Here is a 12,375-nt window from a genome sequence, read left to right on the forward strand (position 1 = left end):
AACTAACACACGGAGGCAGTTCCTGAACTAAATTCATGTTGAGCCGCATGAAGGAGGATCGTGATGCAACCGCAGACTGTCGGACTACTCTCGCCGTTCCGCGTCCGAACACTGCGAATGATGCTGGGCTTCGAACTGAGTGCCAGTGTCGGAGTGTGGATTCTGGTTCTCGCCGTGCAGTGGACGCTGACCGAATCGGGTGAGTCGGCGTTCACCGTCTCGTCTGTTCAGTTCGCTGCCAGCCTGCCGTTCTTTCTGCTGTCCCTGCCGATCGGCGCCTGGGCAGGGTACGTCGGACACCGGAGGCTGCTGGTCGCGACATCGGTCGCTCTACTCGTAGCGTCGATGTTGCTGACAGTGCTGCAGTACATGGGGCTCGCAATTACTCCGATCCTGATGACGGCGGTATTCGTGTCCGGGTGCGGACTGGCATCCGTTGCGATCGTGTGGCAGGCGCTCCTTCCGACTCTTGCGACTCGGGAGATGATGACGGTCGTGCCGGCGATCGACGGCGCCATCTTCAACGGAGCGCGTGCGATCGGTCCTGTTCTCGGAGGCGCACTACTCGCTGCGTGGGGAGCCACGTCGACGTTCGCTCTCGTCACCGTGCTCGTCCTGCTGTGTACTGTGCTTGCGGCAACACAGATTCCGGCCCAGTCGGGGCGCGCCGACAAGACCGGGTCCGTTCGTGAATCGGTCGAGACCAGCCTGCGATTCATCCGGCACTCACGGTGGACGCGTCGACTTCTGTTCCGCGTCATCATGTTCGGGCTGCCTGCCAGTTGCCTGTGGGCGCTGTTGCCCGTCGTTGCCTACGACATGCTCGGCGTGACGACATTCGAGTTCGGTGTTCTGTCCGGCGCCATCGGAATCGGTGCTGTGGCCGGCACCGTCGCTCTGATGCCCCTGCGGGCTCGGCTCAGCTGGAATACCTTTGCCGCGATCGGATCGGCGGCGTACGCCGTGGTGTTGCTGGGGCTCGTCATCGTTCCGTGGACTGCGGTCGTGTTCGTGCTTCTGGTGATCGTCGGTGCTGCGTGGGTCGGGGTTCAGAGCACCTGGATGATCGCGACGCACGCAGTCATGCCGCCGTGGATCAAATCCCGAGTGATTGCCTTCATCATGTTGACGTTCCAAGGAAGCCAGGCCGTCGGAGCCTTGGCCTGGGGGCTTCTCTCGGACAGCGTCGGACTTACTTTGTCCATCGGGGCGGCGGCAGTCGCGATGGCGTTCTCGGCAATCGGATTGCTGCGCAGGGGGATTCTTCCCAGCGAGTCGATCTCGCCGGAACCGTCCGGTGTGCGCGGGCCGCCGACGCCCATGTCCGATCACGATGGTCGGAGAATCGTCGTCGAGACCACGTACGTCGTCCATCCGGACCGAGCGAGCCACTTCGTCGGTGACATCGATCGGCTGAGGTCGTCGCGCCTTCGGCTGGGGGCGCTGCGCTGGTCGATTGCTCAGCCGACCGACTCGACGGACACGTACGTCGAGTTCTGCACCTTCAAGAACTGGTCCGAATACAGCGCCCAGGAGACGATTCGGCTCACCGTCCCGGAACGGCTCATCCGTACGACGCTTGCCGCCGATTTGACCCAGGATCCGCGTGTCCGGATCCTCATCCATCCATCCACCGTCTGAACGAAACGAGAAAGAAGGAGAAGGGGCAAGTGAACGACACCGAATACGACCTGCTGGTGATCGGGGCAGGTATGGCGGGGCTGACCGCCGCGGCCAGTGCGGCACGAGCGGGACGGTCGGTCTGCGTCGTCGAGATCGGACCAGACGTCGGTGGGAACGCGCGATTCGCTGGATACGTCTGGACCGCACCGACTTACGACGTGCTCGACGAGCAGAACCCGAACGGCGACCCGTCGTTGAAGCGCCGGTTGATCGACGGGTTCGACGACGGCGTCGACTGGATCCGATCCGTGGGTGTCGACGTCGGTGAGGCGCAGAGGATTCTGAGCTTCGGCCGCGGACACAAGTTCGACACCAACCACTACGTCGACATCTGCAAGCGCATCGTGGTGGACGCGGGCGGGGTCGTCGTACTGAACACGACGACAGAGAGCCTGCTGCTGGACGGCGGGAAGGTCCACGGCGCGCGCGCTCGCACAGGCACCGAACCCGCTCGGGACCTACGTGCCACCCATACTCTTCTGGCGACCGGAGGGTTCCAAGGCGACAAGGACTTGATCGCGCAGCATGTTCATCCCGCGGCAGCCGAGATGGAACTTCGATCGAACCCACTCAGCCGCGGTGACGGCTACCGACTGGCATCCGAGGTCCGTGCTGGGACGCGTGGCGACATGGCGGGTTTCTACGGACACCTGATTCCGAGCGGGGTCGCGCTGTCCGATCCGGCCGACTTCGTCGACATGTCCCTCTACTACAGCGAACATGCGCTGCTGTTCGACACGAACAACGAGCGATTCGTCGACGAAACACTCGGTGACCACCTGACGACGATGGCACTGCTCGCTCGACCTGAAGCGCGCGGACTACTGATCGCCGACGCGCGTGTGCACCGGGACTGGATGCTTGCCTCGTACGTGGAGGGCGCGGTCGCGGTCGACAAATTCGAACTTGCGGGCAAGCGCGGCGGCCGCGTCGGGCGAGCTGATTCCCTCGACGAGCTCGAGTATCTGCCGGAGGAGTGGGGATACGACGGGGCGGCGATCGCGTCGGCGATCATGCGGTTCAATGCTGCAGCCGAGAGGGGCGACGCGCTGGCTCCCGGCCGTGCGCTCGATCCCGAACCACTCGTAGAGCCGCCGTACTACGTGATCGAGACCGTTCCGGCGATCACGTTCCCCTTCCACGGAGTGTCGATCGACGACCGAGCGCGTGTACTGACGGTCGACGGAACTCCCGTTCCGGGCCTGCTCGCTGCGGGATCGGACACCGGTGGGCTGTGGAATCGGGCCTACGCGGGTGGATTGGCCAGTGCTCTCGTCTTCGGCCGGACCGCCGCGGCCACTGTCATCGGTCGATCGGCGGATGCCGTTCACCACTAGCGCGTAGTGCAGATGACGTCAAGCGAATCTGGTGATTGACATCACAAGTACCTGGCACTATCTTTCAAACTGACATCAGTTCAGTTTAGGGCCTGACAGCTGCGAGAGTTGGGCGCCGAAACCGATCTGCTCTTCGAACGCAAGACCTTTCCCGACATTCGACGAGGACGTGCGAGTCGGCTCACTGACGTGCCCGAAAGGAACGCAGACATGAAGACATTCAAGAAGGCGACGATCGCCCTGGCCGCTACGGCGGTGCTCGTCGGCATCACGGCGTGTGGTGGTTCCTCCAGCGCGTCCGGTCCTGTCGAGGGCAGCTGGGACGACGTGGTCGCCGCGGCTAACAGTGAGGGCAGCGTCATGCTGTACTCGAGCCAGAAGCCGGCCAACCTCGATGCCTTGGTTGCCGCATTCCAGGCCAAGTATCCGGAGATCAAGATGGAGTACGTCCGCGGGACGGACTCCGAGATCAACCCGCGAGTCGAGACCGAGAACCGCACGGGCACAGGCATTGCCGACGTCCACATGCTCACCGACGCGTCGTGGATCCAGAACGCCGCGGAATCCGGGAACTACTCGACCGATCTGATCGGGCCGGATCTCGATGCGCCTGCCTTCGATCCCGCTACCAGCGTGATCGACGACAAGTTCTTCCTCGCGAGTGCGGCGGTGTTCGGACTCGGATGGAACACCGACGCGGTACCCGGGGGTCTGACGACGCCCGAGGATCTTCTCGATCCCCAGTACCAGGGCAAGATCGGCATCGTGAATCCGACCGGGATCGCGTCGTACGTCGATCTCTATCGGTACTACAGCGAGCAGTACGGCGAGGACTACTGGAATCGGCTCGCAGCACTGCAGCCGCGCGTCTACCCCAGTGCCCTCGGTGTGGCGCAGGCGCTCACGTCCGGCGAGGTCGTCGTGAGCCCCTCGGTGCAGCCGCTGGTGACCGAAGTCGCGGCCGGTGCGCCGGTCGACTGGGCGCTCCCTGCTGAGCCGTGGGGAACCCCCTGGTACACAGAGGTTCTCAGTGCGTCGCAGCATCCGAACGCCGCGCAAGTGTTGGCCAACTTCATGGTGACGGTGGAAGGGCAGACGGCGCTCAACGGCGGATATGCCGCGGCGCTGCCCGACATCGACGGTGCTGTTGCCCGGGCTCAGGACATCGCATCTCCGGATGTCGCAGATCTGACCCCGGAAAAGGTCGAGCAGTACTCCCAGGAATGGCAGTCGCTGTTCCAGAGCTGACGAGCATCCGAGAGGTAAGGACACGGCACATGACAGGAACCGGTGCGGAGATGTCGGGACGGGGCGTTCTCGTCACGGGTGGATCCGGCGGAATCGGTGGCGCGTGCGCGGAATTGTTCGTGGCGCAGGGGGCAACGGTCTACCTCACCGATGTGGACGACACGGCGGGCCGTGCGCTTGCAGATCGGTTGGGACCGAATGCGCACTACCGGCAACTCGACGTCACCAGTGAACGAGACTGGGACGCAGTTACATCCGATATGGCTCGGAATGGGCACGGACTCGATGTGCTCGTCAACAGCGCGGGTGCGGCCATGAAGGCGACTCTCCAGCAGACCACGTTGGCACAGTTTCGAAAGATGTTGGATCTCAACCTCGTCGGTACGTTTCTCGGACTGAAGGTCGCTGCCGACGTCATGCGCTCCGGCGGATCGGTTGTCAACATCTCGTCGCTCCGGGGAGTGCTCGCCACTGCCGAGCTGGGCGCATACGGTGCGTCGAAGTTCGGAGTACGCGCTCTGACCAAGGTCGCGGCTCTGGAGTTGGCGGACAAAGGTATTCGCGTCAACGCGGTGTGCCCGGGAAGCATCGATACGGCGATCACCGCGACACCCGACTTCGCGTCGGACGACATGGAGTCCTACGTTCGCAGCATTCCGATGCAGCGTCGTGGAGAGCCCGCGGAGGTAGCCACCGTCGTCCGCTTCCTCGCGGGTCCCGAAAGTAGTTACGTGACAGGGTCGGACATCCTGGTCGACGGCGGCACAGGAGCCGGCGTACGCACACCCAAGGTTTCGAAAGTGAGTGTTTAGATGACGTCGCAATTCGTTGTTTCTTCTCTCGAGAAGACCTACGGCTCCAACGTGGTCGTCGATCATCTCGATCTGGAGATCGAGCACGGTGAATTCCTCGTACTCCTGGGGCCGAGCGGATGCGGAAAGACGACGACCCTCCGATGTCTCGCGGGGCTCGAAACCCCTCAGGGCGGGTCCATTTCGTTCCGAGGCAAGCCGGTGTTCGACGCCGCGTCGAAGGTGCACGTGCCCGCGCACAAACGCAACATCGGCATGGTCTTTCAGTCGTACGCGCTGTGGCCCCACATGACGGTCGCCGAGAACATCCGATATCCGTTGAAGGTCAGGGGGCTCAAGAAGGCGATCGCCGACGGGGCCGTCGAGGCGGCAGCGAACATGGTGGATTGCGGCGGCTTGCTCGACCGCTATCCCTCACAGTTGAGCGGTGGACAGCAGCAGCGCGTGGCAGTGGCCCGAGGCCTCGTCGCAGAACCGGATCTCGTCCTGTTCGACGAGCCCCTGAGCAACCTCGACGCACGCCTGAGAGACCAGGTTCGTTCTCAGATCCATCAGCTTCACCAGACTCTCGGATTCACAGCGGTATTCGTGACCCACGACCAGTCCGAGGCCTTCGCACTCGGTGACCGGCTCGCGATCATGAAGTCGGGCAGGATCGAACAGTACGACGCACCCGAGGACGTCTTCGAGAACCCGGTGTCGGAATACGTGGCGGCATTCATCGGAATGGGAAATCGCCTCGAACTGCACAACGGGCACACCGGATGGATCACGAGCGCAGGAGACGACATCGACCTGTCGAACGCCGTCGTACGTGATCGCGCCGACGAAGGGTCCGTCGCCGTCGCGCGTTTCCGGCCCGACGACGTGTCGCTGCACGCGTCGACGAGCGAGGTTCCCGCCGGCAACGTGGCACTGCATGCGCAGTTGGTCGCGCACGAGTACGGCGGCCGCTACTTCGACGTCACGGTGAAGACGGGTACCGAACAGTTGATGCTCCGCGCGTCGGCCGCCGAACACGGTCCGTCGCTCCGTCGCAGCAGTCCAGGGGACGATGTCGTCGTCAGCTTCTCGCCGTCGTGCCTGCGGGTATACGCGGGTGAAGCTGTCGAAGCAGCCTCCACGCAAGATCTCGTCGCAACAGGAGACCGTTCCTGATGGCCACGCTCACAGCGCCGGACACCATCCACGACGCACCGGAGGCGCCGAAGAAGTCCTTCGCGATCTCTCCGCATTGGCGCGCCCGACTCGGCTACGCGGCTCTGCTGGCGATCCTCGGCTACCTCGTCGTGCTCCCGATGATCCGACTGCAGATGCTCGCGCTCGAGGACGGCGCGGCGGGATACTCGAGTCAGTACGGCCGCTTCGACGTCGGCGTCACGCTACGCACCACGATCGCACTTGCACTCGGATCCCTCGTGATCGCGATGATCCTCGGCACGCTGCTGGCATTCGCAGCCAGCAGGCTGCCCGCGAAACTGGGTTGGCTGCGCATCATTCCCATTCTGCCGATCGTCATGCCTGCCGTAGCGAGCATCGTCGGCTGGGCGTTCCTGCTGTCGCCGGGACCCGGCTACCTCAACGTGTTGCTGCGGAAGCTGCCGTGGTGGAGCGGGTCCGACACCGGTCCCATCGACGTGTACACGGTTCCGTGGATCATCCTGCTCACGGGATTCGGACTCACCTCCTTCGTCTACCTGTTCGTCAGTTCGGGCATGCAGAACATCAGTTCCGAGCACCTCGAAGCAGCGCAGGTCAGCGGATCCTCGACGGTCGGAATCTTTTTCAAGATCGTGCTGCCGCTGCTGCGCCCTTCCCTCATCTACGGCGGCGGTATCGCGCTGCTGTTAGGTCTCGGTCAGTTCACCGGCCCGTTGTTGCTCGGACAGAACAGCGGCGTGAAGGTCCTCACGACGGAGATGTATCGCCGTGTGTCGGAGTCACCGTCGGACTTCGCAGCGGCCGCTGCGGCGGGATCGCCCCTCGTGATATTCGGAATCGTCCTGGTGCTCACGCAGAAAGTGTTGCTCGGCAACCAGACTCGATTCGTAACGCACGGTGGCAAGGCCTTTTCCCCACCGAGTGGGAAAGGCACGTGGGCGGTCGTGACGATCGGGCTCTTCGCTCTACTGGCCCTGGTGATTCCGTTGCTCGGCCTTGTCATCGTCTCGCTGACGCCGTACTGGTCCGGATCGTTGTCCTGGAGTCTGTTGACACTGGACAACTTTCGCGAGTTGCTCGGCAACAATGCTGTCGTGCAATCCGTTCTCACCAGCGTGTCGACATCGTTGGGAGCAGTGGCGATCTGCATTCCGCTCGGGTATCTGATGGCCAATCTTCTCGTTCGTGGACGCCGGTTCAAGATCCTCGCGCTGATCGCCGACCTCATTACCGCACTGCCACTCGGTATTCCGGCCGTCATCTTCGGCGTCGGTTTTCTGCTCACGTACACGGAACCGCCTCTGATCCTCTACGGGACCAGGACGGTCATCATCTTGGTGTACGTGGTGTTGATGCTGCCGTTCGCTACCAGGATGCAGATGACCGCAATGCTGGCGCTGGGCAACACGTACACCGAGGCGTCGGCGACGAGTGGTGCATCGCCTGTCGTGACGACGATGCGCATCATGTTGCCGCTCATGCGCCCCACCATTCTGAGCGCCGTGGCCTTGATGTTCATTCTCCTCACCCATGAGTTCGCGGCATCGCTCCTGGTTCGAGCGTCGACGACGCAGGTCATGGGCACGCTTCTGTTCGACATGTGGCAGAACGGGTCCTACCCCCTCGTCGCCGCGATGGCGTTGTTGATGACAGCAGTGACGACGATCGGTGTCGCGTTCGCGATGCTCGTCGGTGGCCGGAACGTGTTGAGCAAGCTGTGACGAGGACAGGACGAACATGAATACTCGCTTGCAGGACAAGGTCGTTCTGGTTACCGGTGCGACTGGGGGACTGGGCACATCGATTGTGGGCCGACTCGCCGACGAGGGTGCGTCGATCGTTGTCACCGACGTGGATCAGGCGTCGTGCGAGAAGCTCGTCGCCGCCCAGGAGAACCCGGAGGCGCACCTGGCATTCGCGCTGGACATCACGCAGGAACATGCGTGGCGCGATGCGGTAGCCGCGGTATCCCAACGCTATTCGAGACTCGATGCGCTCGTGAACAACGGCGCCATCGGCAGTCTCGGAACCGTCGTCGACGAGAATCTGGACACCTACAATCGCGTGGTCGAGATCGGCCAGACCGGCACGTGGCTCGGCATGAAGCACGCGGGTGCCTTCATCGAGGAATCCGGAGGTGGGTCGATCGTCAACATCTGCTCGATCCTGGGCAGCGTTGGGGGACTGGGAAACAGCGTGGCCTACGCCGCTGCGAAAGGCGCTGTGCGGACGATGACGAAGAATGCCGCACTGCATTGGGCGACGAAGGGCGTTCGGGTCAACTCACTGCACCCGGGCTTCATCGGAACGGAACAGTTGCTCGAACGGTACGAAGGGTCCGAACGACACCGCGCCATGCTGGCCCACACGCCCATGGGGCGGCTGGGGACTGCGTCGGAAGTTGCTGCAGCAGTCGCTTTTCTGGCCGGCGACGACTCGACGTTCGTGACCGGATCGGAACTGTACGTCGACGGTGGGTGGACCTGCGCCTGACCCCCCATGTGCATGGAAATACATAGCCCACTATGTATTTCCATGCACATGGCGGCGAAGCCGCCCTACGTGAAGAAATCCACGCCATCGTCGGTTCGGACACGAAGCTGTCCGCGTTCGACGAGAACGTCCAGGTGCGCGAGGGTCTCGCACGTGGCGACCATCTTGTTGAAATCGTCCAACTCGGCGAACGACCGATCATGTCTGGTCCAGGTGAGAACAGCGGCAACCGCAGACCCCGAAGCGGTCCCGAGTGTGCGGACGACGGTCGATGTGTCCGACAGCCTGCGTTCGTGGTGCGCGAGAAGCTGGCGGCAACGTTCGTGCACTCCCATTCCCGGAAAGCCGTGCGAGGGCAGCATCGTTCGGTCGTTGCCGTCGAGCATCATCTCGAGAGACGCCATGTACTTCGCCAGCGGCAGATCCCAGTCACCGAGTTCGAAGCCGATGGACGGCGTGATGGTCGGCAGAACGTGGTCGCCGGTGAAGCTGACGGATCGCTCGACGTCGTGGAACACCAGGTGTCCCTTGGTATGACCGGGTGTGTGCACGGCCTCGATACGGTGACCCGGAATGTCCAGTGGGCCTGCCGACAACCATTCGTCGGGCTTCTCCCAGTCCGAGACGTTGAAGGGTACCGCAAGGGCGCTCGTCCGGGCTCGGCGCGCGGTCTCGTAGGCGCCGGCACGATGGAGCTCGCGAATGGAGCTTTCGGGTACGTTGCTCTGCAGGGAATTGATCGCCGAAATGCCCGGGGCCTCAGCCGAACCCAGGTGCACGCGTGAGCCGTAGCGTCGGCGCAGCTCCACTGCGAACGTGTAGTGGTCGCGGTGGACATGGGTGACGTAGATGTCGTGAATGTCCGACGGTCCACGGCCTATGCGGGACAGCGCCGACATCAGTTCGTCGTGGGCGGTGTCGGTGTGCCAACCGCCGTCGATCAGAGCGAGACCGCGATCTGTCTCCAACGCGTAGACATTGATCGCTCGCAAGCCGTCCTGAGGCATCTGCAATGGAATTCGGTGGATACCGTCGGACACGGGGAAGCAGCCGGCGTCGGTCCACGAGGACGTCATCAGGACTCCGCGAGGGGAACCATCGTCTTCTCGTCGCCGTACCACATCATTCGACGCCCACCCATGTCGCCGACGTGTTCGACGGCGGCTTTCCATTCGGGGCTGGCGAGCGCGGTATCCAATGCCTCACGGGACTCGAAGCTGAGTACCGACAAACCGTCCCAGCCCTCGGACTTGCTTCCGAACGATTCGAGTAGTTCGGTGTGCTGCCAACGAAGGAGTCCCGGCAGGGGATACGTGACGTCGGCGTGTTCGCCTCGCCACCACGTGATGAACTGATCGTGGGTCCAGTCGGTCGGCCGAGCAGCGACCAGTACCAGGTTGTACATGCTTCTCCTAAGTGAATTCTGTTCGGTTTGAATGATCATGCGGAAACCCACCCGGGTCCGCGCGTGCTACTTGCGAACCACGCGCATCGCCGCGTCCGTCACGAACTCGGCAATCTCGTCGATGGAGAGCTTTCCGTCAGGTCGGTACCATCGCCAGACGCTGATGACCAGAGCGAGCACCAGCCGTGCTTGCATCGTCGGATCCGATTCCGTGAATTCGCGCGAGTCGATACCGCGGGCGATCAGCGACGTCCAGTTGGTCTCGATCTGCTGGACCAGATCACGGCATTGCAACCGCTCCGCTTCTTCCTTGGCCGACTGACGCTCGGTGGCAAGCAGATCCATGTGATTCTGCAGAATCCGACGTTGGAGGGCGTCGGTCGGAGTTGCCGCGAGGGAGGCGAGAATACCTGCTCGCAATGCTTGTTCCGGATCGGAGACGTCGTCGGTTGCTGCGGTGAATCGTTCGACGGAGTCGGCCAATTCGAGCCGCATGATGGTCAGGAGGCAGTGGCCCTTGGACTCGAAGTAGTGATACAGAGCGGTTTGACCGATACCGACCTCGTCGGCGATGGACGCCCATTTGGTGTGCTCGTATCCCACCTTGCCGAAGTGGTCGATAGCGGCGGACAGTATGCGCGTTCGCTTCGATCGCGGACTCTCGCGTCGAACTCCGGTTCCTACCGTCATGTATGTCCCCACTGTCGAGCGTCGTATCGGATTCCGTCGATTCTACATTTTCCGAGATGAATTCGAATCGGTTAGCGTGGCCAACTTCCGTGCCATTTCGATTGCGTCGGGACGTGACAGCTTGCCGACGCGGTTCTGCGGCAGGTCGTCGACGGTGAAGACGTACTCGGGCCATTTGAACTTCGGAAAATCGGTGTCGGCAAGCCGAGATGTGACGTCGTCCAAGCTCATGGGCTCACCGCCCGTGACGATCAACGCTGCAGCGCGCTCACCGAGAAGGTCGTCGGGTACCGGGACGACACAGACCTGTACGACGGAATCGAGCGCAGCGAGAGCTGATTCCATCTCGTTGATGTCGATGTTGCGTCCACCGCGGATGATGATCTGCTTCTGTCGACCCATGACTCGAATCGAGCCGTCGTCGAACACTTCCACGAGATCACCCGTCGGAAGGAAGCCGTCGTCGGTCAGTTCCGGCGGGACCGGTGTGCCGTTGCGGGCATACCCGACATACAGCGAAGGGCCTTTGACCTGCGCTTCGCCGATCTCACCCGGGGAGAGGGGAATTCCCGACGGGTCGACGGCACGAACGACGGTGCCAGGGAACGGTCGCCCGTCGCGTCCGAGCCTGATCGACGGTGGATCATCGAGTGCGGGGGTGGTGTGGCCCAGACATTCCGACATTCCGAATACGCGAAGGAAAGTCGTGTTCAACCACTGTTCTGCCTCGCCCAAGGCCCGTTCGTTCATCGGCCCGCCGCCGACGGTCATGGCGCGCATGGGCGTCAGTGCGTCCTTGGATTCGTCGGCGACCGAGAGTTGCAATGCCATCGTCGGCACCAACATCGTCCACGCCACCTGGTGGTCGCGGACTGCATGGAGTGCGCCGACGGGGGACCACCGACCGATCGACACCATACGTCCGCCCAGCAGCGCTGGAAGGTACATTCCGAAACAGAACGCGGCGACCGACGACAACGGAACGAATGCTCCGATCGCTTCCCCTGGCCTCAGGCCTACCGCCTCGATGGTGCTGGTGCAGGCGTACCGAATCGCTTCCTCGGACTGAACGACGCATTTGGGGCGCCCGGTGGACCCCGACGTCATTGCGATCGCAGCGCCTCCGTTCCATCGGTCGACCGACGAGAATTTCCGACCGGTGGACTGGACGAGATGCGCCCCGAAGGCCGTGTTCGACACCGGGAAGTTCTCGTTCGAGACTCCCCAGTGGGACAGGGACTTCGGGTCTCCGATGACGAGATCGGGAGCGATGTCCTCGAGCGCCAGTTGGAATTCGGACTCGGTGGCATGCGGGCTGAACACTGCCACGACTCCGCCGCGTAGTCCGATGGCCAAGGCCGCTGCGACGGTCGTCCACGTGTTGTCCGCCTGGACGAGTGCGGTCGGTGCGCCGGAATCGAGTTCGGCGATGGTGTCGGCCAGGGAGAGTGCGGCCGCGACGATCGACCCGATGGTGTGTCTGCCCGACTCGTCGACCACCGCGACGGCATCGGGTGTGCGCTCGGCCCGGGACACCATCTGTTCT

Annotated in this window: 11 protein-coding genes; 7 read left to right on the forward strand and 4 right to left on the reverse strand. The window is 62.9% G+C overall.

The features are described 5' to 3' along the window. Positions 1 to 63: 63 nt before the first annotated feature. The 7 genes from CHB96_RS10305 (at position 64) to CHB96_RS10335 (ending at position 8,734) form a co-directional block, all read left to right on the forward strand. On the forward strand, positions 64 to 1,641 hold the full coding sequence (locus CHB96_RS10305) for an MFS transporter (RefSeq protein WP_089245746.1): 1,578 nt from the start codon (positions 64 to 66) through the stop codon (positions 1,639 to 1,641). Positions 1,642 to 1,670: 29 nt separating this feature from the next. After that, entirely contained in the window at positions 1,671 to 3,020 is a 1,350-nt protein-coding gene (locus tag CHB96_RS10310; protein ID WP_089245748.1) for an FAD-dependent oxidoreductase, read from the forward strand. 210 nt (positions 3,021 to 3,230) lie between these two features. Then, complete coding sequence (locus CHB96_RS10315) at positions 3,231 to 4,268, forward strand: ABC transporter substrate-binding protein (RefSeq protein WP_089246157.1); 1,038 nt, start codon at positions 3,231 to 3,233, stop codon at positions 4,266 to 4,268. Between the two features lie 29 nt (positions 4,269 to 4,297). Then, positions 4,298 to 5,080, forward strand: coding sequence for an SDR family NAD(P)-dependent oxidoreductase (locus CHB96_RS10320; protein WP_089245750.1), 783 nt, complete (start codon positions 4,298 to 4,300; stop codon positions 5,078 to 5,080). After that, positions 5,081 to 6,238, forward strand: a complete 1,158-nt coding sequence (locus tag CHB96_RS10325; protein WP_089245752.1) for an ABC transporter ATP-binding protein — start codon at positions 5,081 to 5,083, stop codon at positions 6,236 to 6,238. Further along, entirely contained in the window at positions 6,238 to 7,962 is a 1,725-nt protein-coding gene (locus CHB96_RS10330; protein ID WP_089245754.1) for an ABC transporter permease, read from the forward strand. The genes CHB96_RS10325 and CHB96_RS10330 overlap by 1 nt, the downstream gene beginning before the upstream one ends. Positions 7,963 to 7,978: 16 nt before the next feature. After that, on the forward strand, positions 7,979 to 8,734 hold the full coding sequence (locus CHB96_RS10335) for an SDR family NAD(P)-dependent oxidoreductase (RefSeq protein WP_089245756.1): 756 nt from the start codon (positions 7,979 to 7,981) through the stop codon (positions 8,732 to 8,734). 65 nt (positions 8,735 to 8,799) lie between these two features. On the opposite strand, the gene CHB96_RS10340 is transcribed toward CHB96_RS10335, so the two are convergent. The 4 genes from CHB96_RS10340 to CHB96_RS10355 all read right to left on the reverse strand — a co-directional run bounded on the left by CHB96_RS10340 (position 8,800) and on the right by CHB96_RS10355 (position 12,368). Next, positions 8,800 to 9,810: an MBL fold metallo-hydrolase gene (locus CHB96_RS10340; RefSeq protein WP_089245758.1), complete on the reverse strand. Its 1,011-nt coding sequence runs from the start codon at positions 9,808 to 9,810 to the stop codon at positions 8,800 to 8,802. Further along, entirely contained in the window at positions 9,810 to 10,139 is a 330-nt protein-coding gene (locus CHB96_RS10345; RefSeq protein WP_089245760.1) for an EthD family reductase, read from the reverse strand. The genes CHB96_RS10340 and CHB96_RS10345 overlap by 1 nt, the downstream gene beginning before the upstream one ends. Before the next feature lie 66 nt (positions 10,140 to 10,205). Continuing rightward, positions 10,206 to 10,829, reverse strand: a complete 624-nt coding sequence (locus CHB96_RS10350) for a TetR/AcrR family transcriptional regulator (protein WP_089245762.1) — start codon at positions 10,827 to 10,829, stop codon at positions 10,206 to 10,208. 42 nt (positions 10,830 to 10,871) lie between these two features. Then, a complete protein-coding gene (locus CHB96_RS10355; protein ID WP_089246159.1) occupies positions 10,872 to 12,368 on the reverse strand; it encodes a class I adenylate-forming enzyme family protein in 1,497 nt (498 codons plus the stop codon). Positions 12,369 to 12,375 lie beyond the last annotated feature (7 nt).

Source organism: Rhodococcoides kyotonense (genome assembly GCF_900188125.1).
Taxonomy (GTDB): domain Bacteria; phylum Actinomycetota; class Actinomycetes; order Mycobacteriales; family Mycobacteriaceae; genus Rhodococcoides; species Rhodococcoides kyotonense.

Excerpts from the sequence above, each read along its gene's own strand:
- CHB96_RS10350 (WP_089245762.1), bottom strand. The coding sequence starts at position 10,829 with ATGACGGTAGGAACCGGAGTTCGACGCGAGAGTCCGCGATCGAAGCGA.
- CHB96_RS10305 (WP_089245746.1), top strand. The coding sequence starts at position 64 with ATGCAACCGCAGACTGTCGGACTACTCTCGCCGTTCCGCGTCCGAACA.
- CHB96_RS10315 (WP_089246157.1), top strand. The coding sequence starts at position 3,231 with ATGAAGACATTCAAGAAGGCGACGATCGCCCTGGCCGCTACGGCGGTG.
- CHB96_RS10320 (WP_089245750.1), top strand. The coding sequence starts at position 4,298 with ATGACAGGAACCGGTGCGGAGATGTCGGGACGGGGCGTTCTCGTCACG.
- CHB96_RS10330 (WP_089245754.1), top strand. The coding sequence starts at position 6,238 with ATGGCCACGCTCACAGCGCCGGACACCATCCACGACGCACCGGAGGCG.
- CHB96_RS10335 (WP_089245756.1), top strand. The coding sequence starts at position 7,979 with ATGAATACTCGCTTGCAGGACAAGGTCGTTCTGGTTACCGGTGCGACT.
- CHB96_RS10345 (WP_089245760.1), bottom strand. The coding sequence starts at position 10,139 with ATGTACAACCTGGTACTGGTCGCTGCTCGGCCGACCGACTGGACCCAC.
- CHB96_RS10340 (WP_089245758.1), bottom strand. The coding sequence starts at position 9,810 with ATGACGTCCTCGTGGACCGACGCCGGCTGCTTCCCCGTGTCCGACGGT.
- CHB96_RS10355 (WP_089246159.1), bottom strand. The coding sequence starts at position 12,368 with ATGGTGTCCCGGGCCGAGCGCACACCCGATGCCGTCGCGGTGGTCGAC.
- CHB96_RS10325 (WP_089245752.1), top strand. The coding sequence starts at position 5,081 with ATGACGTCGCAATTCGTTGTTTCTTCTCTCGAGAAGACCTACGGCTCC.